Source organism: Pseudomonas fluorescens Q2-87 (assembly GCF_000281895.1).
Taxonomy (GTDB): Bacteria; Pseudomonadota; Gammaproteobacteria; order Pseudomonadales; family Pseudomonadaceae; genus Aquipseudomonas; species Aquipseudomonas fluorescens_S.
Window position 1 is genome coordinate 1,190,692 of the sequence record NZ_CM001558.1, and the last position, 24,100, is coordinate 1,214,791.

Annotated in this window: 20 protein-coding genes; 6 read left to right on the plus strand and 14 right to left on the minus strand. The window is 62.5% G+C overall.

Annotated elements, in window-relative coordinates:
* Positions 1-83: 83 nt before the first annotated feature.
* Positions 84-443 carry a hypothetical protein gene (locus PFLQ2_RS22295; protein ID WP_003178501.1) on the minus strand — a complete coding sequence of 120 codons (360 nt, stop codon included), beginning with the start codon at positions 441-443 and terminating at the stop codon, positions 84-86.
* Between the two features lie 343 nt (positions 444-786).
* Here PFLQ2_RS22295 and PFLQ2_RS22290 point away from each other — a divergent pair, with 343 nt between their 5' ends.
* Positions 787-1,542 carry a COG4705 family protein gene (locus PFLQ2_RS22290; protein WP_003178503.1) on the plus strand — a complete coding sequence of 252 codons (756 nt, stop codon included), beginning with the start codon at positions 787-789 and terminating at the stop codon, positions 1,540-1,542.
* Positions 1,543-1,664: 122 nt separating this feature from the next.
* Here PFLQ2_RS22290 and PFLQ2_RS22285 read toward each other — a convergent pair whose 3' ends face one another.
* The 4 genes from PFLQ2_RS22285 to PFLQ2_RS22270 form a co-directional block, all read right to left on the minus strand.
* Positions 1,665-2,984, minus strand: coding sequence for an MFS transporter (locus tag PFLQ2_RS22285; protein WP_003178505.1), 1,320 nt, complete (start codon positions 2,982-2,984; stop codon positions 1,665-1,667).
* Between the two features lie 295 nt (positions 2,985-3,279).
* Positions 3,280-4,614 (minus strand): sigma-54-dependent transcriptional regulator, encoded by a 1,335-nt coding sequence (locus tag PFLQ2_RS22280; protein ID WP_003178507.1) that lies wholly within the window; start codon positions 4,612-4,614, stop codon positions 3,280-3,282.
* Complete coding sequence (locus tag PFLQ2_RS22275; RefSeq protein WP_003178509.1) at positions 4,607-6,370, minus strand: sensor histidine kinase; 1,764 nt, start codon at positions 6,368-6,370, stop codon at positions 4,607-4,609. Before PFLQ2_RS22275 ends, PFLQ2_RS22280 begins: the two co-directional genes overlap by 8 nt.
* Before the next feature lie 502 nt (positions 6,371-6,872).
* A complete protein-coding gene (locus PFLQ2_RS22270) occupies positions 6,873-8,396 on the minus strand; it encodes a fumarate hydratase (protein WP_003178511.1) in 1,524 nt (507 codons plus the stop codon).
* 464 nt (positions 8,397-8,860) lie between these two features.
* Here PFLQ2_RS22270 and PFLQ2_RS22265 point away from each other — a divergent pair, with 464 nt between their 5' ends.
* From PFLQ2_RS22265 to PFLQ2_RS22255, 3 genes are read left to right on the plus strand one after another with little or no spacing between them, the layout of a single operon-like run.
* Positions 8,861-9,967, plus strand: a complete 1,107-nt coding sequence (locus PFLQ2_RS22265; RefSeq protein ID WP_003178513.1) for a GGDEF domain-containing protein — start codon at positions 8,861-8,863, stop codon at positions 9,965-9,967.
* Entirely contained in the window at positions 9,960-10,895 is a 936-nt protein-coding gene (locus PFLQ2_RS22260; RefSeq protein WP_003178516.1) for an iron-sulfur-binding ferredoxin reductase, read from the plus strand. Before PFLQ2_RS22265 ends, PFLQ2_RS22260 begins: the two co-directional genes overlap by 8 nt.
* 28 nt (positions 10,896-10,923) lie before the next feature.
* A complete protein-coding gene (locus PFLQ2_RS22255; RefSeq protein WP_003178517.1) occupies positions 10,924-11,673 on the plus strand; it encodes an enoyl-CoA hydratase-related protein in 750 nt (249 codons plus the stop codon).
* Positions 11,674-11,882: 209 nt separating this feature from the next.
* On the opposite strand, the gene pyk is transcribed toward PFLQ2_RS22255, so the two are convergent.
* Positions 11,883-13,334 carry a pyruvate kinase gene (pyk, locus tag PFLQ2_RS22250; RefSeq protein ID WP_003178520.1) on the minus strand — a complete coding sequence of 484 codons (1,452 nt, stop codon included), beginning with the start codon at positions 13,332-13,334 and terminating at the stop codon, positions 11,883-11,885.
* Between the two features lie 355 nt (positions 13,335-13,689).
* Here pyk and PFLQ2_RS22245 point away from each other — a divergent pair, with 355 nt between their 5' ends.
* Entirely contained in the window at positions 13,690-14,064 is a 375-nt protein-coding gene (locus PFLQ2_RS22245; RefSeq protein ID WP_003178522.1) for a tetratricopeptide repeat protein, read from the plus strand.
* A 277-nt stretch (positions 14,065-14,341) separates the two neighbouring features.
* The gene (locus PFLQ2_RS22240; protein ID WP_003178524.1) at positions 14,342-14,701 is read left to right on the plus strand and encodes a PilZ domain-containing protein; all 360 of its coding nucleotides are present in this window, start codon (positions 14,342-14,344) and stop codon (positions 14,699-14,701) included.
* 169 nt (positions 14,702-14,870) lie between these two features.
* Here the strand turns inward: PFLQ2_RS22240 and PFLQ2_RS22235 are convergent, their stop codons facing one another.
* The 8 genes from PFLQ2_RS22235 to PFLQ2_RS22200 all read right to left on the minus strand — a co-directional run bounded on the left by PFLQ2_RS22235 (position 14,871) and on the right by PFLQ2_RS22200 (position 24,012).
* Positions 14,871-15,239: a DUF6124 family protein gene (locus PFLQ2_RS22235; RefSeq protein WP_003178526.1), complete on the minus strand. Its 369-nt coding sequence runs from the start codon at positions 15,237-15,239 to the stop codon at positions 14,871-14,873.
* Positions 15,240-15,580: 341 nt separating this feature from the next.
* Positions 15,581-16,912, minus strand: a complete 1,332-nt coding sequence (locus tag PFLQ2_RS22230) for a DUF58 domain-containing protein (protein WP_003178528.1) — start codon at positions 16,910-16,912, stop codon at positions 15,581-15,583.
* A gap of 238 nt (positions 16,913-17,150) precedes the next feature.
* Positions 17,151-18,158, minus strand: a complete 1,008-nt coding sequence (locus tag PFLQ2_RS22225) for an AAA family ATPase (protein ID WP_003178530.1) — start codon at positions 18,156-18,158, stop codon at positions 17,151-17,153.
* A 114-nt stretch (positions 18,159-18,272) separates the two neighbouring features.
* A complete protein-coding gene (locus tag PFLQ2_RS22220) occupies positions 18,273-19,460 on the minus strand; it encodes a Fic family protein (protein WP_003178532.1) in 1,188 nt (395 codons plus the stop codon).
* 158 nt (positions 19,461-19,618) lie between these two features.
* Positions 19,619-20,782, minus strand: coding sequence for a DUF4350 domain-containing protein (locus tag PFLQ2_RS22215; RefSeq protein ID WP_033045928.1), 1,164 nt, complete (start codon positions 20,780-20,782; stop codon positions 19,619-19,621).
* Positions 20,779-22,329 (minus strand): DUF4129 domain-containing protein, encoded by a 1,551-nt coding sequence (locus PFLQ2_RS22210; RefSeq protein ID WP_003178536.1) that lies wholly within the window; start codon positions 22,327-22,329, stop codon positions 20,779-20,781. The genes PFLQ2_RS22215 and PFLQ2_RS22210 overlap by 4 nt, the downstream gene beginning before the upstream one ends.
* Positions 22,316-23,290 (minus strand): stage II sporulation protein M, encoded by a 975-nt coding sequence (locus tag PFLQ2_RS22205; protein WP_003178538.1) that lies wholly within the window; start codon positions 23,288-23,290, stop codon positions 22,316-22,318. Before PFLQ2_RS22205 ends, PFLQ2_RS22210 begins: the two co-directional genes overlap by 14 nt.
* On the minus strand, positions 23,287-24,012 hold the full coding sequence (locus tag PFLQ2_RS22200; protein ID WP_003178539.1) for an RDD family protein: 726 nt from the start codon (positions 24,010-24,012) through the stop codon (positions 23,287-23,289). Before PFLQ2_RS22200 ends, PFLQ2_RS22205 begins: the two co-directional genes overlap by 4 nt.
* Between the last annotated feature and the right edge of the window lie 88 nt (positions 24,013-24,100).

The window sequence follows — 24,100 nt, forward strand, 5'->3', positions numbered from 1 at the left end:
CGCAGCCTGTGGTCGCGGCCAGCGGGCCAGCCCACCCGACAGCGCTACCGAAGGCTGCGATCCTTTGGCATGAGCTTCATCAATCAGCTGATTGCTTCGGCAGTACCGGTCTTGTCAAAGCCATCGGCAGCGATGGCGTCAGCGGTGCCAGTCTTGTCGAAGCCGTCGGCGGCGATAGCGTCAGCGGTGCCAGTCTTGTCAAAGCCGTCGGCAGCGATGGCGTCAGCGGTGCCAGTCTTGTCGAAGCCATCGGCAGCGATGGCGTCGGCGGTGCCGGTCTTGTCGAAACCATCGGCGGCGTGGCTACCCGCGTGGCTGCGTTCGATGGCAGCGCTGGCGCCGGAGCCAAAGGAGGCGGTACCGGTTTTGTCGAAGCCGTCGGCAGCGAAGGTGTTGGCGGCCAGTACGGACAGGGTCAGGGCGAGAATCAGTTTGGTTTTCATGATTTGTTACTCCAGGTTCGTTGGCGATGTGTCTTGCATGGATTGAATGCTACGCCAATTAAATCGATTAAAAAGCGCAAAATAATGCTGAATTTAATCGATTAAGTAGATGTTAAGCGGGGCCCAATTAAATCGCCTGCCCATTGGGGCGAACGTCGCGCGGGTCTCCGATCACATGCAACCAGGGTGCGGTGCCAGCGTTAAGCGGTGATTAATCGCTGTTGGGGGCATGCATGACAGTTTTTTCATATATTCCCGACCTGTTTTTCACCGTCGCGCCCCCAGTCTGCGGCGCATGGCCGCCAAGAGCCGGCCGACACCCACACTGGAGCTTGACCTAGCGATGAATAAACTGCCCCAAATCACCCTGGCGTTCTGGGTGATGAAAATCTGCGCGACGACCCTGGGCGAAACCGCAGGGGATTTGCTCTCGATGACCCTCAACGTCGGTTACGCCATCAGCTCGCTGATCCTGATCAGCGTGTTTGTCTTGACCCTGGTCATGCAACTGATGGCCAAGACCTACAAGCCGCTGCTGTACTGGATCGTGATCCTGTCCACCAGCACGGCGGGCACCACCATGTCCGACTTCATGGACCGCACCCTTGAGTTGGGGTACGCCACCGGGTCGATGATCCTGATCGCGATTCTGCTGGGAATCTTCGCTGCCTGGCGCCTGAGCGGTGATTCACTCAACGTCACCAAGGTGCAGACCTTTCGCGGCGAGATGTTCTATTGGATGGCGATTCTATTTTCCAACACCTTGGGCACCGCGCTCGGTGACTACCTGGCCGACGATTCGGGCTTGGGTTTTGCTGGCGGCGCATTGCTGATCAGCTCGACCATTGCCGTGGTCGTACTGCTCAAGTACTTCACCAGGATTTCGTCGGTGGTGTTGTTCTGGATAGCGTTCGTGCTGACCCGTCCCCTTGGCGCGACGTTGGGCGACTTGATGACCAAGCCTCACGAAAAGGGCGGCCTGGACTTCGGCACTGTCGGCTCATCGGCGGTATTGGCGGGGGTTTTGATTGTGATGATCGCTGGCGCGGCGTATGCGCAAAACCGTTATGGCAAGCAGGGCACCGCTGAGTTGACTTGAGACCTGGTCGTCTCCCATCGCGAGCAAGCTCGCTCCCCCAGGGATTTACGCTAACCCTGTGGGAGCGAGCTTGCTCGCGATGGGGCCATGAGAGTCACCGTTGCAGTGACTGTGAAACCTCGTCAGTCGGTCACGATCCGCGAATGTTTGCGGGTGTCTTTCATGGTGATGTACACCAGCAACGAGACGGCGATGCATGCCGTCACGTACCAGTAGTAGCCGGTTTCCATGCCGATGCTCTTGAACCACAGCGCGATGTATTCAGCGGTGCCGCCGAAGATCGACACGGTCAGCGCGTAGGGCAGGCCGACGCCCAGGGCGCGGATTTCGGTGGGAAACAACTCGGCTTTCACCACGGCGTTGATCGAGGTATAGCCACTGACGATGATCAGCGCGGCCATGATCAGGAAGAACGCGCCCCACCAGGTCTGGATGGTGTGCAAGGTGGTGAGGATCGGCACGGTGCACAGCGTGCCCAAAATGCCGAAGGCAATCAGGATCGGCCGGCGACCGATCTTGTCCGACAGCCCGCCGATCACCGGTTGCAGGCACATGAACAGGAACAGCGTGGCAGCGGAAATGGTGGTGGAGTCGGAAATGCTCATGCCGACTGTGTTCACCAGGTATTTCTGCATGTAGGTGGTGTAGGTGTAGAACGCCAAGGTGCCGCCCATGGTCAGGCCGACCACGGTCATCAGCTCTTTGGGATGGCGCATCAAGGTGCGCATCGCGCTTTCCTTGGACTTCTCTTTCTTGGTGAACGACTCGGTTTCTTCCATGCCGCGTCGCAGGTACAGCGCCACGACCGCACACAGCGCGCCGATGGCGAACGGGATGCGCCAGCCCCAGGCGTACAGCTGTTCGGTGGTGAGGAACTGTTGCAACACGATCAGCACGCCCAGGGCGATGAGCTGGCCGGAAATCAAGGTCACGTACTGGAAGCTGGAGAAGAAACCGCGACGTTCCTTGGTCGCCATCTCGCTCAGGTAGGTCGCCGAAGTGCCGTACTCGCCACCCACCGACAGGCCTTGGAGCAAACGGGCGAATACCAGCAGGATCGGTGCGCCGACGCCAATGGTTTCGTAGCTGGGGCTCAGGGCGATGATCAGCGAGCCGAAGCACATCAAGTACACCGAGGCCATCAACGCACGTTTACGACCAGCGCGGTCAGCGTACAGGCCCATCAGCCAGCCACCGATCGGGCGCATCAGGAAGCCCACGGCGAAGATCGCGGCGGTGTTGAGCAATTGGGCGGTGGTGTCGCCCTTGGGGAAGAAGACTTTGGCGAAGTACAGCGAGAACGCGGCGTAGACGTACCAGTCATACCACTCGACCATGTTGCCGACCGAGCCGCTGAAAATCGATTTGATCCGGCTGGCGGTGGTTCTTTCACGGGCGGGCACGGCGGCCGACCCAATGGGCAGGGCGTTGGAGTTATCCATTGAAGGATCCTTCGTTTAATTGTTTTTGTGGAGCGCGTGGGAACGCAGCCTGCCAGGGCTATAGCAGGAGCTGTGCCACATGGCACAGGGCCGGTTTAGAGGGGGTGGGGTGCTTTGGTGAGCGGAAATCCGCTTGTTTTTGATTGTGGATGAGCGGGAATCCGCTTACTTGGGGGGCAGTGTTGTTTGTACCGGCCTCATCGCGAGCAGGCTCGCTCCCACACTTTATCCTGTGTACACATAACCCTGTGGGAGCGAGCTTGCTCGCGAAGAGGCCGGAACAGGCGCAGAAAATTCAGCCCCCCGACAAAAACATCTCCCGATTCAACCCATGCCGCTGCATTTTTTCATTGAAGGTGCGGCGCGGCAGTTGCAGTTCTTCGAGCACCGCTTTCACATCGCCTTTGTGTCGCGTCAGGGCGGCGCGCAGGCATTGGGCTTCGAAAGCTTCCTGCTGGGCGGCGAGGGACTGGCCGGGCTCGGCCTCCAGGGTGTGCGGTTGATCCAGCCCCAGCACCTGGCGTTCGGCGACGTTGGCCAGCTCGCGAACGTTGCCCGGCCAGTCGTGGCTGAGCAGATGGCTCAGTTGCGGGCCGCTCAGGGGCGCGGCGGGACGAGCGAGGCGTTCGGCGGCGCTGTGGGTGAAATGTTCGAACAGCAACGGGATGTCTTCGCGCCGCTCACGCAGCGGCGGCAAGCGCAGTTCGGCGACGTTCAAGCGGTAGGCCAGGTCTTCGCGAAAACGCCCGGCGCGGGCCTCGTCCAATAGGTCGGGTTTGGTGGCGGCGATGATACGCAGGTCCACCGGGATGCTCTGGTTGGAACCCAGGCGTTCGAGTTTCTGTTCCTGCAAGACCCGCAGCAGCTTGACCTGTTGGGCCAAGGGCATGCTTTCGATTTCATCGAGAAACAGTGTGCCGCCGTCGGCGTATTCGAGCTTGCCGATGCGCTTGCCCTGGGCGCCCGTGAACGCGCCGCTTTCATGGCCGAACAGTTCGGCCTCGAACAGCGGTTCGGGAATCGCCGCGCAGTTCAACGCGACGAAGGGCTTGTTCGCCCGGGGGCCGAAATCGTGCAGGCAACGGGCGACCAGTTCTTTGCCACTGCCGGTTTCGCCGCGGATCAACACGTTGACCGGCAGGGTCGCCAGGTCCAGCACTTGGCGCCGCAGGTTTTGCAGCGCACGGGACACGCCCAAAAGCGTTCCATCGAGCCGGGCCCTGGCGTCGGCCTGTTCATGCAAGCGGCGGTTCTCCAGTACCAGCGTGCGCTTGTCCAGGGCGCGGCGCAGGCTGCCGAGCAGGGCTTCGGGGCTGAAGGGTTTTTCGAGGAAGTCGTAGGCGCCGTCGCGCATGGCCTCCACGGCCATCGGTACGTCGCCGTGGCCGGTCAACAGAATCACCGGCAGGTCCGGATCCCGGCGCCGTACTTCGGCCAGCAGTTCCAGGCCACTGAGACCCGGCATGCGCACGTCGCTCAGGATCACCCCGGGAAAGTGCTCCGGCAGTTTCGCCAGGCATTCCTCGGCGCGACTGAACAGCTGTACCTGGAACCCTGACAGGCTCAACCATTGCTCGACGGCACTGCGAATGCTGCCTTCGTCGTCCACCACCATCACTGAATCAAGCACGCTGCGCCTCCTGATCGATAGGCAAGGTCATGCAGAACACCGCGCCGTTCGCGTGATTGTCCGCCGTCAGTCGCCCGCCGGATTCATGGACAATCGCAAACGAAACCGCCAGGCCCAGGCCCAGGCCATCGCCCACAGCCTTGGTCGTGAAGAAGGGATCGAACACCTGGGCCAAGTGTTCCTCGGCGATTCCGGTGCCGCTGTCACTGACCGTCAGGCGCCACAATTGATCATCCGCCTCCAAGCGTACTTCCAGGCGCTTGAGGGGCTGCTCGGCCATGGCGTCGAGCGCATTGCGCAGCAGGTTGATCAGCACCTGTTCGAGGCGGATCGCATCGCCGCGCAGCCACGCCGGACGGGTCAGGTGCAACACGGTGCTGACTTGTTCGTCCCGCAGGCGCGCGTCCAGCAATTGCAGCGCCTGGTCCACCACCGCGGCCAAGTCCAGGCGCTCGCGCAGGCCGCTGGGGCTTTTGCGGGCGAAGGTCTTCAGGTGACCGGTAAGGGCCGCCATGCGGGTCAGCATATCGTCCACCGGCTTGAGGGCCTTATAGGCGTCGTCGACCCGACCGTGATCGAGCAGCAGGCGCAAGGTCGCCAGTTGCATGCGCTGGGCCGTCAACGGCTGGTTGATTTCATGGGCCAGGGCCGCCGACATCTGCCCCAGCGCCGCCAGCTTGGCTGACTGCACCAGGCCGTCCTGGGCCGTGCGCAAATCCCGGGTACGTTCTTCCACCAATCGCTCAAGCTCTTCGCGGCTGCGCTGCCGCAGTCTCGCCAGGCGCCAGCGCTGGTTGAGGAATAGCAGCAGGAATACCAGCGCCAACCACAAGCCGGCGGCGGCAAGCCCGGCGTTGCGAAGGTCTTCGAAGGCGATCTGCGGACGGCGCAGCAAGTGCAGTGTCCAGCCTTCGGCGGTCAGCGGCAGGGATTCCCAGAGATATTGCGCCGGACCGTCGAAAGCCTCGACCCGGGCCAGGCGACTGTTCTCGTCAAAGTTACGCAGAGGCTCAAAGAGCAGCGGTTGCAGCGGCTGCTTGTCGTATTGGCGGGTCGTCTTGAGTTCGGCGCGGTCGCTGTCGGTCAGGGGTAGCAGGTGGCGATAACGCCAGCCGGGTCGGTTGGCGATGAAGATAATTCCTTTGGCATCGCTGACCAGCAGCGTGTCGCTGCCCTGGCGCCATTCGCGCTCAAGCTCTGGAAATTCCAGCTTCACTACCATCGCACCGAGGAACTCGCCGTTGTCCCCGGTCACGGCGCTGGACAGGAAATACCCGGGAATGCCGCTGGTCACGCCCACCGCATAAAAACGCCCGGTGCCCTGGGTGCGAGTCTGGAGGAAATAGGGCCGAAAGCCGTAGTTGTGCCCGACATAACTGCTGGGCAGCCGCCAGTTGCTGGCGGCGACGGCGAGGCCGTTGTGATCGAGCAATTCCAGGGTAGACGACTGCGCGGCACCGTTGATTTGTTCCAGCTTGCGGTTCAATGCATCCTGTTGCGCGGGGCTGACCGGTGCCTGGAGGGCCGAGCGCAACTCCGGATCCAGCGCCAGCACGGCGGGCAGGGCGCGGTAGCGTTCGATCAGGGTGTGCAACGAATTGGCGTACAGCGCCAGTTGCTGGTTGGCACGGTTGGCGTCTTCCTCCAGCGCCTCGCGCTCGGCGTGACGCACGGCCAGACTGGCGGCAACCGCCGCACCGGTGAGGATCAGCAGGGTGTACAACGACAGACGCAGGGTACGGGTGGTTGGCAGCATGCTGGCGCGGACAGGTCAAAAGTCGGGGCGGGCACGATAGCATGGCGCTTGCCCGGAGCGATCATGTACTTCAAACCCACCGCCCATCCCCTGTGGGAGCGAGCTTGCTCGCGATGACGTCGGTACTTATCGCCCCCTGCCCGGAACGCTACCCGGGCGGATCTGACAGGCCACTGTCTATGTGGCGAGGGAGCTTGCTCCCGCTGGGCTGCGCAGCAGACCCAAGGCAGCCGACTCAACTTGGCTGACACATCGCAGCGTCTGGTTTTGGGGCCGCTGCGCGACCCAGCGGGAGCAAGCTCCCTCGCCACAAGCGTTTTCCTGCCCAGCATTAAATCCTGGTTATCTGACCTGGCCTCATCGCGAGCAAGCTCGTTCCCACACCAGATCGCACGCGAACAAAAATCTTCGCCCACCGCCCATCCCGCAGGGTTTCTCGACGACAAAAAAAAACCGGTGAGCTTGTTGCCCCACCGGCCTTTCTACAGCATCAAAGTGTTTGTTACTGCACTTCTACCGCCAGGCTGTCGCTGATTTTCTTCTGCCAGATGGCTGGGCCGGTGATGTGCACCGACTCGCCTTTGCTATCGACCGCTACGGTCACTGGCATGTCCTTGACTTCGAACTCGTAGATCGCTTCCATCCCCAGTTCGGCGAACGCCAGGACTTTGGATTTCTTGATCGCCTGGGCCACCAGGTAGGCGGCGCCGCCGACGGCCATCAGGTAGACCGCCTTGTTGTCCTTGATCGCTTCGATGGCGGTCGGGCCGCGCTCGGATTTGCCGATCATGCCCAACAGGCCAGTCTGCTCGAGGATCTGGCGGGTGAACTTGTCCATCCGCGTGGCGGTGGTCGGGCCGGCCGGGCCGACGACTTCGTCGCCTACCGGGTCGACTGGGCCGACGTAGTAGATGAAGCGGCCCTTGAGGTCCACCGGCAAGGTTTCACCCTTGTTCAGCATCTCGACCATGCGCTTGTGCGCCGCGTCGCGACCAGTGAGCATCTTGCCGTTGAGCAGCACGGTTTCGCCCGGTTTCCAGCTCTGCACGTCTTCCGGGGTCAGGGTGTCGAGGTTGACGCGACGGGCCGACGGGCCGGCTTCCCAGACGATTTCCGGGTAGGCGTCCAAGGGTGGCGCTTCCAGCGACGCCGGGCCAGTGCCGTCGAGCACGAAGTGGGCGTGGCGGGTGGCGGCGCAGTTGGGGATCATGCACACCGGCAGGGAGGCGGCGTGGGTCGGGTAATCCATGATCTTCACGTCGAGCACGGTGGTCAGGCCACCCAGGCCCTGGGCGCCGATGCCCAGTTGGTTGACCTTCTCGAACAGCTCCAGGCGCATCTCTTCGATACGGTTCTGCGGGCCGCGAGCCTTGAGTTCGTGGATGTCGATGGACTCCATCAACACTTCCTTGGCCATCACTGCGGCTTTCTCAGCGGTGCCGCCGATGCCAATGCCGAGCATGCCCGGTGGGCACCAGCCGGCGCCCATGGTCGGAACGGTTTTCAGTACCCAGTCGACGATGGAGTCGGACGGGTTGAGCATGGCCATCTTCGACTTGTTCTCGGAACCGCCGCCCTTGGCCGCCACGTCCACTTCCACGGTGTTGCCCGGGACGATGGAGTAGTGGATGACCGCCGGGGTGTTGTCCTTGGTGTTTTTACGCGCACCGGCCGGGTCGGCCAGGATCGAGGCGCGCAGGACGTTTTCCGGCAGGTTGTAGGCGCGACGCACGCCCTCGTTGATCATGTCGTCCAGGCCCATGGTCGCGCCATCCCAACGCACGTCCATGCCCACACGCACGAACACGGTGACGATGCCGGTGTCCTGGCAGATCGGCCGATGGCCGGTGGCGCACATGCGCGAATTGATCAGGATCTGCGCCATGGAATCGCGGGCTGCCGGCGATTCTTCGCGCAGGTAGGCCTCGTGCATCGCCTGGATGAAGTCCACGGGGTGGTAGTAGGAAATGAACTGCAGGGCGTCGGCAACGCTCTGAATCAGGTCATCTTGCTTGATCACGGTCATGAGTCGCGCTCCTCTCTAAAGACGGGAACATTCAATAAGGTGCCGGCCGCTTGGGTGCATCGGTCGACGGGCGGCACCTCTATAAGGCACGCCGGGCATGCTGGCGCGACGCTAAAAAGGCGCGGCAGTATATCGCAGGCTGGCACCCTGTGGGAGCGAGCTTGCTCGCGATAGCGACGGATCGATGAGGTGGGAAGTGAAACCTGTGGCGAGGGAGCTTGCTCCCGCTGGGCTGCGAAGCGGCCCCAGGATTTTGCGGTCGCTGCGCAACCGAGCGGGAGCAAGCTCCCTCGCCACAGGGGCATCAGGCGCGCCAGCCGCTGCGTCAATCGGGCCATTGCTTTGACGCCATTTTTCTGCTCCAGAATTGAATGGTCATTTGTCCTACACGCCACTAAAGTGGCGTCTGGCCTGTAGCGTAGGACGCCTCCTGTCAGTTTATTTTTCCCATGGTGAGTCAACGATTGACCCATAACGCCATTCAACGTCTTTTGCTGAAACGCTTCGCTTTGGCGGCCGCGACTTACGCGCTGGCACTGGTGTTGTTGTGGCTGGCATTTTTCAGTGGTCATTACCTGGATTCGTTGCGCGGCGCGATCGTCGGCAGCGTGTTGGTGGTGTTGTGCCAGGCGGGGCTGTTCGCGTTGTTTATCACTGACCGCAACCTGCGGTTCGCCGACCCCAGCCTCACCGAAATCCAGGTGTTGATCGGCCTGGGCTGGCAGACCTGGATGATGGCCCACCTGGATCAGGCCCGGGGCGTGTTCCTGGTGTTCTATGTGCTGATCCTGCTGTTCGGTCTGTTTCATCTTTCGCGCCGGGCCTTCGTGCGTTGCGCGGCCCTGGTGTTTTTCAGCTTTACCGGCATAACGCTCTGGGACGGTTACTTTTTCCGGCTTCCCGATCCCACCCTGGCCGGGTTGCAAGTGTGCGTGTTGTTCATGGTGCTGGTATGGCTGGTGTTCTATGCCCGCTACGTCCAGACCTCCCGCCAGCGCATGCGCCAGCGGCGGTTTGCCTTGCAGGCACACCAGGACACCCTGCGCGGCATGATGCGCCAGCTCGAAGACCTGGTGGCCACGGATGAGCTGACCGGGCTGTTCAATCGCCGACACTTCCTGCGCCTGGCTTCCCGCGAACTCAACACCCTCAGGCCTGGCGTCGCCCATGGCCTGGCCTTGATCGACCTCGACCATTTCAAGCGCATCAACGACCTGTACGGCCACGCTGCCGGCGACCAGGTGCTCCAGGCGTTTGCCGCCGTCGCCACGGCGTGCCTGCGCGAAGGCGACGTACTGGCGCGTTATGGCGGCGAAGAGTTCGTCATGCTGCTGCCCGCCTGTGACCCTTCGCGCCTGACGGCCTGCTGCGAGCGGTTGCGGCTGGCCTTTACCGAAGTCGAACTGATCGGCTTGCAGGTCGGCCCCCTCAGTCTGTCAGCGGGGTTGACCATGTTGGAGATGGGCGACGACCTCGACAACGCCTTGCAGCGTGCCGACCAGGCGCTGTACCGGGCCAAGCGAGACGGGCGCAATCGTTGTGCCGCCGCCTGGGAGAATGTCGATGCCTGAACTCACGGTCGCCGGTCGGCAATGGACGGTGGCGGCGGGCAGTAACCTGCTGGACGCGTTGAATCAGTCCGGTGTGCCGGTGCCCTACAGTTGCCGCGCGGGTAGCTGCCATGCGTGCCTGGTGCAATGCGTGGGCGGCGACGTGCGCGACAGCCGGCCCGACGCCTTGAGCCCGACGCAGCGCGACCAGGGCTGGCGGCTCGCTTGCCAATGCCAGGTGGTCGAGGATGTGCAGATCCACACCTTCGACCCGCAACGCGACGGCCAGGCCGCCGAGGTGACGGCTGTGGATTGGTTGGGCGCCGAGGTGCTGCGCCTGCGCGTCGTCCCGCAGCGGTCGCTGCGTTATCGGGCCGGCCAACACTTGGTGTTGTGGGCTGACGGTGTCGCCCGGCCGTACTCCCTGGCGAGCCTGCCCGAGGAGGATCGTTTCCTGGAATTTCACCTCGATTGCCGCGAGCCCGGCCAATTCGTCAACGTGGCTCGACAGCTGAAGATTGGCGATCCGATCCGCCTTGGCGAACTGCGCGGCGGTGCCCTGCATTACGACCCTGACTGGCGCGAGAAGCCGCTGTGGCTGCTCGCCGCCGGCACCGGCCTGGCGCCGCTGTTCGGTCTGCTGCGCGAAGCCCTGCGTCAACATCACCAAGGCGCGATACGTCTTATTCATGTGGCCCATGATGCGCCGGGGCATTACCTGGCCAAACCCCTGGAGGCGCTGGCGGCCAAGCATGAAAATCTCACCGTCGAGCTGCTGACCACGGCCGAGGCGCCGCCTGCGTTGGCGCAACTGCGGCTTGTTTCCCGACAAACCCAAGCCTTACTCTGCGGCCATCCCGACCGGGTCGAGGCCTTTGCCAAACGTTTGTACCTGGCCGGCTTGCCGCGCAATCAACTGCTGGCCGACGTCTTCCTGCCCCGTGGTTGAGCGCTGATTTCCAGACGCGAGACCGACCATGACTGAAACCCTGTTGCTCGAACGCGAACGCGGCCTGCTGACCCTGCGCTTGAACCGCGCGCACAAGAAAAACGCCCTGACTCGGGACATGTACAGTCAATTGGCGCAGGCCCTGGCGATGGCCGATGCGGACCCGCAGATTCGCGCGGTGCTGCTCACCGGTTCCAGCGATTGCTTCACCGCCGGCAACGACATCGTCGACTTCCTCGAACAGCCGCCCAACGACCTCGACAACCCGGTGTTCCACTTCATGCTTGCGTTGCTCGATTGCAGCAAACCGGTGATCGCCGCCGTGGCCGGGCCGGCGGTGGGCATCGGCACCACGTTGTTGCTGCACTGCGACTTGGTCTACGTCAGCCGCGATGCGCGACTGCGCGTGCCGTTCGTCAACCTGGGGTTATGCCCGGAGTTCGGCTCCAGCCTGATCCTGCCACGCCTGCTCGGCCAGGCCAGGGCTGCGCAATTGTTGCTGCTGGGCGAGGGTTTCAGCGGTGAGCAGGCGGCAGCTTGGGGCATCGCCACCGAAGCGCTGGACAGCGGCGATGCCGCATTCGCCCGGGCACGGGACGCTGCGCTGCGTTTCGAGTCATTGCCACCTGAAGCGGTGCGCATCAGCAAGCAACTGATGAAAGCGCCGGACCGGGAACACCTGCGCAAGGTAATCGAAGAAGAGGGCACGCTGTTCACCCAACGCCTGCGCTCGCCCGAGGCGCTGGCGGCGTTGTCGGGGTTTATCAACAGGCATTGAATTTGTAGCGCCTGGCCAGGCCCCTTCGCGGGCAAGCTCGCTCCCACATTGGTTTTGCGTTGAACCGCTTTTTGTTAACGACGCAGATCCCCTGTGGGAGCGAGCTTGCTCGCGAAGGCGGTAGATCAGGCAGCACATTCTTCAGAAGGCAAAAACCAAAAAGCCCCGCCATTCACATGGCGGGGCTTTTGTTTTCAGCAAGCGCTCACTCAGACCATCGGGTCGCCAACGTGCAGGATCTTCATCCCGTTGGTGCCGCCGATGGTGTGGTAGCTGTCGCCCTTGGTCAGGATGACCCAGTCGCCGGTTTGCACCACGCCGCGCTTGACCAGTTCGTCCACTGCCGCCTGGCTGACTTCGCCCGGTTGCAGGGCGGCCGGGTCGAACGGCACGGTGTAGACGCCACGGAACATGGCGGCACGGGCCTGGGTTTCGCGGTGCGGGGAGAACGCGTAGATCGGCACCGAGGAACGGATGCGCGACATGATCAGCGGCGTGTAGCCACTTTCGGTCAGGGCGATGATCGCCTTCACGCCCGGGAAGTGGTTGGCGGTGTACATGGTCGCCAGCGCGATGCTCTCGTCGCAGCGCTCGAAGGTCTTGCCGATGCGGTGGCTGGAGGTCTTGCCGGTGGGGTGCTTCTCGGCGCCCAGGCAGATTCGCGCCATGGCCTGCACCGCTTCGAGCGGGTAGAGGCCGGCGGCGCTTTCGGCCGAGAGCATCACGGCGTCGGTGTAGTCGAGCACGGCGTTGGCTACGTCGGACACTTCGGCGCGGGTCGGCATCGGGTTCTGGATCATCGACTCCATCATCTGGGTCGCCACGATCACCGCTTTGTTGTGGCGGCGTGCGTGCAGGATGATCTTCTTCTGGATGCCCACCAGCTCGGCGTCGCCGATTTCCACGCCCAGGTCGCCACGGGCAACCATCACGGCGTCGGAAGCCTTGATCAGGCCGTCGAGAGTTTCGTCATCGGCCACGGCTTCGGCGCGTTCGATCTTGGCCACCAGCCAAGCGGTACCGCCGGCTTCGTCGCGCAGCTGACGAGCGTATTCCATGTCAGCGGCGTCGCGCGGGAAGGACACGGCCAGGTAGTCGACTTCCATTTCCGCGGCTAGCTTGATGTCGGCCTTGTCTTTTTCAGTCAGGGCCGGTGCCGTCAGGCCACCGCCGCGACGGTTGATGCCTTTGTGGTCCGACAGTGGGCCGCCGATGGTCACGGTGCAGTTCAGTTCGGTGGCAGTGGCGGTGTCGACGCGCATCACCACGCGGCCGTCGTCGAGCAGCAGCTCGTCACCCACGCCGCAATCCTTGACCAGGTCCGGGTAGTCGATACCCACCACCTGCTGGTTGCCTTCGGTCAGCGGATGGCTGGTGGAGAAGGTGAATTTGTCACCGATCTTCAGCTCGATGCGCTTGTTGGCGAATTTGGCGATACGAATCTTGGGGCCTTGCAGGTCACCCAGCAGGGCAACGAAGCGGCCGTGCTTGGCGGCGAGGTCGCGCACCAGCTTGGCACGAGCCTTGTGCTCTTCGGGGGTGCCGTGGGAAAAGTTCAGGCGGGCAACGTCCAGGCCAGCCAGAATCAGCTGTTCGAGAACTTCCGGCGAATTACTGGCCGGGCCAAGGGTAGCGACGATTTTGGTACGACGGACGGACATGCAAGACTCCTCAAGTTCAAGCGCCAGCGAAGGCTACTATGCTCTTTGGGTGTAGTCATTGTTCATATGCACTACTTTTTCGTTTGTTTTTCGAAATGAACATTCTTGAAAATTTTCACGCCTCTTTAAAGCTTGCCAAAGGTAGTTGTGGCGAGGGAGCTTGCTCCCGCTGGGTTGCGAAGCGACCCCAAACACGTCGGACGCGGGCTGCCTGATACACCGAGGGGCCGGTTTCAGGGCCGCTGCGCGCCCCAGCGGGAGCAAGCTCCCTCGCCACGGGATTGGCGCTTGCAGCTTCAGGCTGAAGATTTTCCCACCCAGGCCGATACAGGGCTCAAGACAGGAGAACCTCCCCATGCGATTCGTGCTTTTTGTTGCCCTGGCCCTGAGCATCACGGGCTGCACCCGTTGGTCGATGAACCACCACATGAACCTGGCCTACAAGGCCTATGACCGCGGCAATTGCGAGCAGGTCATGCTCGAACTGTCCCAGGTCGACCGCGCCAGCCGTGCCCGCCGCTACATGCAGCCGGAAGTCTCGATGCTGCGTGGCCAATGCCTGGAGCGGCAGAAGCTGTTTGTCGATGCTGCGCAGACCTACCAGTTCATCATCATGCAGTACCCTAACAGCGAATACGCCTTCCGCGCCCGCGCCCGTCTCGAAACCTTGCAGAGCCTGGGCCATTATCCGACCCGCAGCGCCTCGGCGGTCCGCCCGACAGCTTCCTGACCTGGTTTTAAGATTGCGGCTGGGTACCGCTGCGCCTGTTCCATGGGCTGGATGAAAGGTTCGTGTCGGCACTGGCTCCCCACCAACCTTGAGCTATATTGTACAAGTCGTATTAGAGCTTAACCTCTAAATTTAAGAGGCACCTGTGACCGGCGGCAACAGGGCTGAGACGCGTATGAGCGTCTGGCACCGGGATCGGGGAGAGCGGGCTGATGTGTGCTCGTTCCGAAGTGTTCGGTTGCCCTTGTTCGGGCTCGTTCAAAAAGCGATGCAAGACATGTACAAAAAACGGAAAATCGAGCGGCAGCAGTTGCCGTATTTCCTCAAGGTATTCAATGGTGTGAACGGTAGGCCTATCGGTTTCCTGGGCAACGTTTCCGAAGATGGCTTGATGCTGATCAGCCATTTGCCCTTGATGGTGGGGGCAGATTTTGATCTGCAACTTAAAATCCCGGCCGACGAAGGGCCGCAGCAGAACATCGTGCTCAGGGCCAATTGCCTGTGGTGCCGCGAAGACGTAACGCCACAGCATTTCGACGCCGGTTTCAGCCTGCAGTGGGCACCGCCTGAGTACGGGCAGTTGATCAGCGCGTTGCAGCAATATTTCAGTTTTCATCCGTTGCCGGAATCGGCCTGATAGCTGGCCTGACTCTCGTGGGTATACCTCACTTCAACTGTGGGAGCGGGCTTGCTCGCGAAGGCGGAGGTTCAGCTTGCATCGACGCTGAATGTACCGCCGCTTTCGCGAGCAAGCCCGCTCCCACAGGTTCTCCATGCATCCTGTACTTCTATGGGGCGTTCGATCTTCAGCGCTGAACCTTCGCCTCGTTATCCAGCATCTTCTCCAGCAACAACACGCCCATCTCGCCCATCTGATGAATCGCCAGGGCCAGGTTGCGCGGGGCGCCTTCCAGGTCTTCCGATAAATCCAAGATCAACGTACTCACCGAGCAGAAGGTTTCGTAGGTGTGGGCGAGCATGCCTTCGGGATCGGCGTCGGGGGCGACGATGAAGTAATCCACTTGCTTGGCGGTTTTCTGCTCGGGCTGGCCGTTGTTGGGCTTGAGGTAATAATCCAGGGCTCTTTGGGCGGCTTGGTCGAGCTTTTCGGGGTCGAGGGTTTCGTGGGGGGAGAGCGGGTCGGTATGGGGTGGATTGGGGGTTGGTTTGATCATATTCGTTTTTCCATGATTGGCGCTGCCACCCTGTTCGCGACTAAACGAGGGGTGGCGGCTGGACGCAGGTTAGTCGACCGGTGGAAAAACGAAGACCGGCGCGCCCGAGGGCGCCCTGCGCACAGCCACCATCAAGTGCGGGGATAGGGGAACCCGACTGGATGACGCTTGTGCATACCGTTCTTACCACCGGGCGACTAAACCCGATCGCTGGATATCAGCGATGCGAATCAAGTTACGGGGCAGGGCCAAGGCGCACAAGCCGGCGGATTCTGGCGGATCTGTAGTCCGTTACGCAAGGCGTTGTAGTCAGCCGGAGTTTGGCTTGCTCGCCGTAGGACCTATGCGGTCCCCGCCTTTTTCCATGCAAGATATTGCGTCACCAATTGCGCCCCCAATTCACTCGGGCGTGAATCCAGGGCCGGGATGGCGTGGGCGCTCAATTGCTTGTGCAGCTCGGCCCGGGCGTTCAAGTAGTCCACCGTCCCGCAATAGGCCAAGGCTTCAGGCAAGGTTTGCACCGGCGTCTGGCGCAAGCGGTCGAGTGCCTCCTCCCGCAGGCTGGCGATCAACACGCGATGTTGCTGGCCGAGTCGTTTGACGGCCGCCAGCAGTTCCTCGTCGTCTTCGTCGCGCAGGTTGGTCACCAGCACCACCAGGGCCCGGCGTTTTTGCCGGGCCAGCAGTTGGGTCACGGCCGCCTGGTAATCGGCGGGGCGTTGGCTGCTGTCCAGGTCGTAGACGGCGTTGAGCAAGACCTTGAGCTGGTCGCTGCCCTTGACTGGCGCAAGGTAGCGGGTTTGCTCGCTGGCGAAGGTGCTCAGGCCCACGGCATCGCCCTGGCGCAGCGCGGTGTAGCTGAGCAACAGGCAAGCATTGAGGGCGTGGTCGAAATGCGACAGCTCGCCGTCCTGGCTGCGCATGCGCCGGCCGCAGTCGAGCATGAAAATGATCTGCTGGTCGCGCTCGTCTTCGTACTCCCGGGCGATCGGGGTGCGGTGGCGAGCGGTGGCCTTCCAGTCGATCTGGCGCAGGCTGTCGCCTTCGCGAAATTCGCGCAGTTGATGGAATTCCTGACCCTGGCCGCGCCGTTGACGTTGGCGGATGCCGAGCTGGCTGAGCCAGTTATCCACAGCCAATAGCTGGCCGTCGTAGAGCCGGGCGAAATCCGGGTAGACGCGGGTGTGGTCGACCACATCCAGCAGGCGTTTGTCCGCCCACAGACCGAATGGGCTCGGCAGGCTGGTTTCGCAGTGAGCGAAGGTGAAATGGCCGCGCTTGAGCGGGCGCAGGCGATAGCCGACCTGGCTGTGTTGGCCGGGTTGCAGCTCCACCGACAAGGGCAGGTTTTCGAAGTCCAGGCCTTGGGGGATATGGTCGAAAATCTCGATGGCCAGGGGTTGCGCGCATTCATGCTGGATGTGCAGGCGCACTTCGCTCCAACGCCCGAGCGCCAGGCTCCCGGGCATTTGCCGTTGCACCCGCGGCGAGGGCAAGCGCTTGAGGCGCACCGCGTCGAGCAGCGCCAGGGCCAGCAAGGCCAGCAGCAGGCCCCAATTGATCGACAGCAGCGCCGATGGCAGCGCCACGCCCAGTGCCCGCAGCGCGCCCAGCACGATGCTCACCGCCAGCAAGACCGCGAGCCAGGTCAGCAACAGGCGTGAGGGTTTCATGGCTGAATTCCTTCGCAGAGGCCGTCTGCCTCGGCAAGGGCATCTGCGGCTGTGAGATTCCCCGTGGCGAGGGAGCTTGCTCCCGCTGGACGCGCAGCGTCCCCTTGCGGTGTGTCAGGCAAAACCAGGGGGCCGCTTCGCAGCCCAGCGGGAGCAAGCTCCCTCGCCACGGGGGAATGTGTTGCTTGATGCGGCTTAATTGCCACGGCCGGCCCCCTCGGGCTCATGATGTGGGCATTCACAACCGCGGCGCCGGCACTTGGTCGAGCAACTGCCCGAGCACCTGGTCCACCGACAGCCCTTCGATGTCCAGCTCCGGCGCCAGCCTTACCCGATGGCGCAGCACCGCCAGGGCACAGCCCTTGATGTCGTCCGGCACCACGAATTCACCGCCGCGCAACAACGCCCTTGCCCGGGCACAGCGCACCAGCGCAATCGAGGCGCGAGGCCCGGCGCCGAGGGTCAGCCCCGGCCAGGTGCGGGTGGTGCGGGCCAGGCGCACGGCGTAGTCGAGCACTTGGTCGTCCATCGGCAAATCGCTGGCAATGCGCTGCAGCGCCTGCACATCCTTGGCCTGCAACACTGTGCGCAACGGTTGCACATCGAGCATGTCGGCGCGGGTCGAGCGGCTGACCTGACGCACCATGTTCAATTCCTGGTCCGCGTCGGGGTAGTCCATGCGCACCTTGAGCATGAAACGGTCGAGCTCGGCTTCCGGCAGGGGGTAGGTGCCTTCCTGTTCGATGGGGTTCTGGGTGGCGAGCACCATGAACGGCTGGGCGATGGGCAGGGCACGGCCTTCCAGGGTGACCTGGCGCTCCTGCATGGCTTCGAGCAGCGCGGCCTGGGTCTTGGCCGGGGCGCGGTTGATCTCGTCGGCCAGCAGCAGGTTGGTGAACACCGGCCCTTTGCGCAGCTTGAATTGCTCGGTCTGCAAGTCGTATACCGCGTGACCGGTGACATCGCTGGGCATCAGGTCGGGGGTGAACTGGATGCGCGCGAACTCCCCGGCGAAACAACGGGCCAGGGCCCGCACCAGCAAGGTCTTGCCCAGCCCCGGGACGCCTTCGAGCAGGACGTGGCCGCCGGCGATCAGCGCCGTCAGCACGTCGTCGATCACCGCGCCCTGGCCGACCACCGCCTTATGCAGTTCGGTGCGGATGGCCTGGGCCAGTTGGCTGGCGCGCTGGCGCTGTTGGGCGGCGTGGGTCTGGCCGTCGGCAGGTTCGTTCTGTTCAGTCGTCAATTCTGGCGTTCTCCTAACGGTTCAATCCTATGACTAGCGACATGCTGCGGTTACATGATCCAACTCTTTCATGCTTGGAGTGCCGGGTGGTGACAACTGAGTCCCTGGCACACCTTAGCCCATTTGAAAATGCAGGTTCGCAAAGATCAATCCGGCGAAGCGTGCGGGCAAACCCGCTTCCACCGTGCGGGACCTGGGGGTGCTGCTGACCACGATCCCCGCGTCGATCAAGCGGCTCAGTTCCTCTGTTGCAAGCCGATCCTTCAAGCCGGTAAACACTTTGAACTCCGCACGCGGCATCGCCCCCTGGGTGAGAAGCGCCAGCACGGCCGCTGCGCTGGTGGGCCGGATGCCAGCATCGCGAAGGCCAGGATCCGTTGAAAACACATGGACAACCTGCTCGCGCAGCTTGGCCGGGTTCAGCGCGGTCGTCATGTAGTCGATCTGGTCATGGCAGACATCGAGCATGAACTCGATGAAGTTGAAGTAGTGCCGCTGCGAGAGTTGGCCGCGACCGTCATGGTCACCTTCACGAGGGCGATCAGCCAAGGCCAGGAAGCGGTAATAGTCATCTTGCCTGCGAGCCAGGCCGCGCGACAGTGACCAGAGGAAAGGTTTTAGCCCCAGTTGAACAAGTTGCAGGTGGGTGAGCATCCGAATCACTCGGCCATTGCCATCCAGGAACGGGTGAACGAGCGCCACTCGATGGTGGCCGGCCAGGGCTGCGATCAATTGGCGCCGCGGATCCTTGATTCGGCCATAGTGCAACTGCAAGTGCTCAAGCATGGGCAATACAGCCGCAGCCGCTGGGGCGATATGAGCGCCGACCTGGACCTGTTCGTTCTCTTCGGCCCGCAATCGGCCGGGTTCCATCAAGCGACCATCGCCCAGGGTCAGTTCTTGCGTCGAAGCGTCCTTGAACAGCCGACGATGCAGGTTAGCGATCAACTTGGGATCGAACATGGCAGAGAAGCTGTTCACAGGACGCATGCGAAGCAGCCGCTCCATCACCTCCTGCTGTGTCATGTGGTGCACCGCAAGCGCTTTGAGCTCTTTTCGTTCCCGTTTTGGCGTCGTGCGAGCAGCCTGGAGGTCAGCGATCTCGGTTCGATGCCCTTCGATCAGGTTCGAGTAGTAGGTATTGGTGATGCGCAACAGGCTCGCTAGTTGCCTGGATGTTTCATCAGCGAGCCGTCCGGCAAGAAACTCTGCCTTTCGCGGCAATTGGTCCGCCGCCTGGATGATCGAGTCGGGCAGATTCTCTGGCAGTACAGGGTCAAGGTACGTTTTCGAGGTGATCATCGGTTTGTTTCCAGCGAACACAAACGGCTACTTTTTAGGTAAATCTGCGGAAATTTTTTCGGAAAGTTAAATGGTCTTTAATTCCCGTAAATGCTAGGTATGGCGATACCGTACGATAGATGATGTGCAGCGTTTTTGCGGATTTTTTTGCGGAAAACTCATAAGGCATTCCTGATCGTTTGCAAATGGGCGACCTGGCGACAGAACTCGGCGCTGGACAGGCGCTGTTTCGGCCGGGGACTCAAGGCCTGGCTGATGGCCCGGGTGGGTTGCCGGGTCAGGCGGGCGAGCACCTGCCATTGTTCGGCGACGACCAGTTGTTCGAAGCCTGGGTGCAGATGGCGTGCGCGGCGCAGCACGTCTTGTTGCAAGGCGTGCAACAGGTGCTCCTGGCCGTTGTGCCGCCGATGGAAAGCGGCGCTGGCCTGCAAGTGTTCTTCCAGTTGACGCCGCGCCTTGGGCGCCGGTTGCTGCAGCGGGCCATGCCGCACCGCCGAGCGCCATAGCCACAGGCCTGCCAAGGCCAGCAGCGCGACCAGCGCCTGGGGAAAATAGCGCAGCAGCAAGGTCAGCAGGTTGTCGTGATCGGTATTGAACAGCAGCGTGACGTCGGTATCGGCGCTCAGGTACCAGAGCAGCCAGGCATTGTCGTACTGGTCGATGTGCTCGTTCTTCCACAGCTCGGCGTCGGTGATCACGGTGATCGAGCCCAGGCCCAGGGTCAGTTGCATCATATGGGTCGCCAATGCGCTGTTCGCCCAGACCTGGGCCAGGTTCTGCGGGTCTTCGAGATGGAAGGCCGTGTCGAAACCGACATACGCCGGTGCCTCTTCGTCTTCCAGGTACAACTTGGTCAGTTCCGGATAACGGTCCTTGATGAGTTCGGGTGCCTGCGCCTTGAGATCCTTGCTCAAGAGTTGATGCAGGTGCACCCGGTCGAGCAGCAAATCGCCGCTGCTGCCGGTGTTGTCGTCCCACAAGGCCTCGGCCACGAAGAGCAGTCGCCCACCGGCCCGGGTCCAGTTCATCAACTGGTCGACTTCCCGTGGCGTCATTTGGGTGCGTTCACCCAACAGCAGCAGGCTGCGCTGGCGAGGCTCGAGGTTGGGCAGCACGCTCAGGTTGTTTGCATGCTCGACGTTGATGCCTTGCTGGCGCAGGAAATGCTCGGCGGCCAGGTATGGATTGGCCTGGGCTTCGGGGGATGGGCCGTGCTCGACGATCTCCTGGTACGGCACCGCCTTGGCGTAGAGAAAGATAGCCAGGGCGCACACCAGCGCGGCCAGCAATGCTCCGGTCAGCATCCCTGCGCGCCGGCTCATCGAGACGCTCCCGGGCCGAACAGGCCGCGCCAGCCGTCGCACAATTCGTGTTGCAGATGGGGCGGTGGTGCGCGGTGTCCATAGGCAATGTTCTGCCAATGCAGGGTCAGGCTTTTGCCGAACGCCAGCAGGTCCTCATGTTGAAGCTGCTCGACACGTTGCAGGACCTGGCTTTCGGTGTCGGCCGGTTTCAACGCGATGTTGTAGTCATGGTGCAAGCGACTGAGCAGCGCCCGGTACAGCAGGCCCAGCGCCTCGCGAGGTTGGCTGGCCCACAGTTGCTCGACGCTGGCCGCCACGTCGGCCGGCAGGCTCTCTTCGCGAATATCCAGGCCGAACATCCGGGCGGGCGCCGCTCGTTCCACGCTTGACCGTTGTGTCGGCCGGCGATTCGCCAATTGCTTGAGCCGGTCGCGATAACGCCAGACCAGCCAGGCGATGGCGCCGGCCAGGCAGGCCCAGAGCATCACTTGGATCAGCGCGGCGGCCAAGTCGAAGCGTTGGCTGCCGAGCCATTTGAGCAAGCCCCTGAGCCAGCCCGGTTTCGCGTCGGTCTCGGGCGCTTCGGCGGTTTCTTTGGGGGTTTCCTCGCCGAAGCGATAGCGGGTGACCGTCTGCGGATTCTTGAAGGGCGGGGCGTCGAGGATCGCCTTGATACTGTCCCGGGAGGCTTCGCTGGTAAGCGGCTGGTTGAGTAGCCGCGGGCTGTCGGGTGCAATGGGATCTTCGCCGGCCCACGCCGCTGGCGATGGCGGCAGCAGTATCAGCGCCAGCAGCAACAATACGGGTGCTACAGCGCTCAGGCGCTGGCGCAGGCGCCGAAACACCAACTCGATGTCCCAGGCTTCGAGAATGGTGCGTCGGTTCAGATAGAGGCTGAAGCCGCAGGCGACGTAGATCGGCTCCCAGACGATCAGCAACAGTGGGTAGAGGAAATTCATCAGGTGTTCGAACCACAGCCAGTCGTGCTCGGCTGCGGCAACGAGCATCTGCCAATCCCATTCCAATTCGACCTGTTGCGGCACGAACAGATAGAACAGCACCATGAGGCCGAACCACAGGGCGGTTTCCAGGTGCGCGCCGATGATGGTCAACCATTGCGCGGCACCGCCGTTGCGTTGCAGCAACACGCGCAAGCGCTGCTCCCGCGCCTCACCGGCGAGCCCTTCGAGTTGCACCACGGGCATCAGGAAGCTGCGGCTCAGGCTCAGCCGGCGCCAAGTCAAGCTGGCCAGTAACTGGGGCTTGAGCAGCGCCGGCCACTGGCGCAAGGCCTGCCACAACGTGGGCGTCTCGCCAAACAGGGCCTTGGACAAAATGTACAGCGGCAGGCGGTCGAAGGCCGGTTTCAACCACCAGAACAGCATCACGACCAGGGACGGTGAATCCCACAGCAACACGGCCAACAATGCGTAGACCGGCAGCGTGACAATCGCCCAACTGGTCATCAGCAGGCGCCGATGCTGCTGGCTCATCAGCACGCCGAGGTCCATGGCTTCCCAGCTCGTGCGCGGGCGAATGACAACCGTGGCATCACTCAGGCGCATGGCGGGCCCGTCCGGCAAGCGACAGATAGCTGATGACCAGCAGCCACAACAGGGCGCCGACTGTGTATTTGGTCGCCGGCGTCACGGCACTGGAGGACCAGTACGCTTCGATGAACGCGGCGGTGAGCAAAAACAGCATCACGCCGGCGATCATCAGCACGCTCTTGCCGGCGGCGAGCCGCAAGGCTTCACCCCGGCTGAGGCGTCCCGGAGCGATCAGGGCCCAGCCCAGTTGCAGGCCGGCGGCACCGGCCAGGGCGATGGCGGTGAGTTCGAAGGCGCCATGGCCGATCACGAACGACCAGAATGTCCCACCGGAACCGATCTGGGTCAGGTGCCCGGCTATCGCGCCGATGGTCAGCCCGTTGAAGAGCAGGAAGAACACGGTTCCAAACCCGAACATCAGGCCGCTGGCGAAGGTCTGAAAGGCAATGCCGATGTTGTGCATGATGTAGTAGCCGAACATCACCCAGTCTTCGCTGGAAGCCCGCTCGACCGAACGTCCCAGGTGCCCGGAAGTGGGGTCGTACATGCTGCGTATCTGGTTGACTTCATCGGTGCTCACGACGCTGTAGATCAGCTCTGGAAACAGATAGACCAGCAGCCCGATGCCGAGCAGGCTGCCCAGGAAGATCAGGCTGGCAGCCAATACGAACGGCCACTGTTCGCGGACCAACCGGGGAAAACCGGCCAGGATGAACGTCGAGACGCTGGCCGATGGCCGGCTGCGGTCCCGGTAGAGTTGCTGATGACCGCGCAGCGCCAATTGTTGCAGGGTATCCACCAGCAAACTGCTGTAGCCCCGGGCCTGGGCCAACGCCAAGTGATGGCACAGCCGCCGATAGGCGCCGGGAAAGTCGCTGCTCTGGGCCACGTTGCGGCTGCGCTCCAGTTGATCGAGCAGGCCCGACAACTGCTCCCATTCCCCTTGATAACGGCTTTCGAATTGGCTTTGTTTCATGCGGACCCCAGCAGGCCGCGGGCGATGCCATCGAGTTCGGCCGCAGCGTTTGGCGTCGGCACGTTCAGCGGCGCGGCCAGGATGGCTGCCAGTTCGTTGACCCGCGCGGGGGAAAGGTCTGCCCGCCGTTCGGCAAAGCCCAGTACGGCGCGTTGCTCGTTCAGGCTCAGGGCGAAAGGCGCCCTGAGCGGTTGGGCCATGGGCAATGCCGGACGTTTGATCGGCTGTTCCAGATACACCACCAGCGTGCCCGCCGCGATGTCGCCCAGGCGCTTGAAGGCTGGATGTTGCAGGCAACTGATCGCACCGAAGGTGTAGCCGAAGGGCAGCATGTCGACAAAGCGCAACAGGTTGCGGATCAGCGAAGCCGACCAGCCGATGGGTCGGCCATCGTCCTGCACCACCCGCAGCTTCATGAACTGTTTGCCGGGGGATCGCCCTTGGTTCAGCACTTCGAACAGCACCATGTACCACCAGCTGACGACAAACAGCAGGATGGAACCAAGGCCGACCCCCAGTTCACCGAAAAACGCCAGCACGAGAAAGAGCACACCCAGCACCAGGCCGCGGATAGCCAGGTCGATGGCGAAGGCGATTGCGCGGGACATCAACCCCGCCGGACGCAAGGGCAGGTCGATACCTTCGGGTGTTTCGACCTGATAGCGCGTGTCCAGGGGCGCAGGCAGCGTCGCGTTCCTTTGCAGTGCTGGTGTCTCGAGCATGGGCTACCTGAATGATGGGCCGGTTCGAATGTTCAAGTTTGGCGTCGATGCTAGCAGCCTTTGTGCGGGCAAACGATACGGGAATCTG

Coding starts and splice junctions, on each gene's coding strand:
- PFLQ2_RS22205 (WP_003178538.1), bottom strand. CDS start 23,290: ATGAAACAAAGCCAATTCGAAAGCCGTTATCAAGGGGAATGGGAGCAG.
- PFLQ2_RS22200 (WP_003178539.1), bottom strand. CDS start 24,012: ATGCTCGAGACACCAGCACTGCAAAGGAACGCGACGCTGCCTGCGCCC.
- PFLQ2_RS22230 (WP_003178528.1), bottom strand. CDS start 16,912: ATGAAACCCTCACGCCTGTTGCTGACCTGGCTCGCGGTCTTGCTGGCG.
- PFLQ2_RS22270 (WP_003178511.1), bottom strand. CDS start 8,396: ATGACCGTGATCAAGCAAGATGACCTGATTCAGAGCGTTGCCGACGCC.
- PFLQ2_RS22275 (WP_003178509.1), bottom strand. CDS start 6,370: ATGCTGCCAACCACCCGTACCCTGCGTCTGTCGTTGTACACCCTGCTG.
- pyk (WP_003178520.1), bottom strand. CDS start 13,334: ATGTCCGTCCGTCGTACCAAAATCGTCGCTACCCTTGGCCCGGCCAGT.
- PFLQ2_RS22215 (WP_033045928.1), bottom strand. CDS start 20,782: ATGAGCCGGCGCGCAGGGATGCTGACCGGAGCATTGCTGGCCGCGCTG.
- PFLQ2_RS22255 (WP_003178517.1), top strand. CDS start 10,924: ATGACTGAAACCCTGTTGCTCGAACGCGAACGCGGCCTGCTGACCCTG.
- PFLQ2_RS22290 (WP_003178503.1), top strand. CDS start 787: ATGAATAAACTGCCCCAAATCACCCTGGCGTTCTGGGTGATGAAAATC.
- PFLQ2_RS22220 (WP_003178532.1), bottom strand. CDS start 19,460: ATGATCACCTCGAAAACGTACCTTGACCCTGTACTGCCAGAGAATCTG.
- PFLQ2_RS22295 (WP_003178501.1), bottom strand. CDS start 443: ATGAAAACCAAACTGATTCTCGCCCTGACCCTGTCCGTACTGGCCGCC.
- PFLQ2_RS22210 (WP_003178536.1), bottom strand. CDS start 22,329: ATGCGCCTGAGTGATGCCACGGTTGTCATTCGCCCGCGCACGAGCTGG.
- PFLQ2_RS22240 (WP_003178524.1), top strand. CDS start 14,342: ATGTACAAAAAACGGAAAATCGAGCGGCAGCAGTTGCCGTATTTCCTC.
- PFLQ2_RS22235 (WP_003178526.1), bottom strand. CDS start 15,239: ATGATCAAACCAACCCCCAATCCACCCCATACCGACCCGCTCTCCCCC.
- PFLQ2_RS22260 (WP_003178516.1), top strand. CDS start 9,960: ATGCCTGAACTCACGGTCGCCGGTCGGCAATGGACGGTGGCGGCGGGC.
- PFLQ2_RS22245 (WP_003178522.1), top strand. CDS start 13,690: ATGCGATTCGTGCTTTTTGTTGCCCTGGCCCTGAGCATCACGGGCTGC.
- PFLQ2_RS22285 (WP_003178505.1), bottom strand. CDS start 2,984: ATGGATAACTCCAACGCCCTGCCCATTGGGTCGGCCGCCGTGCCCGCC.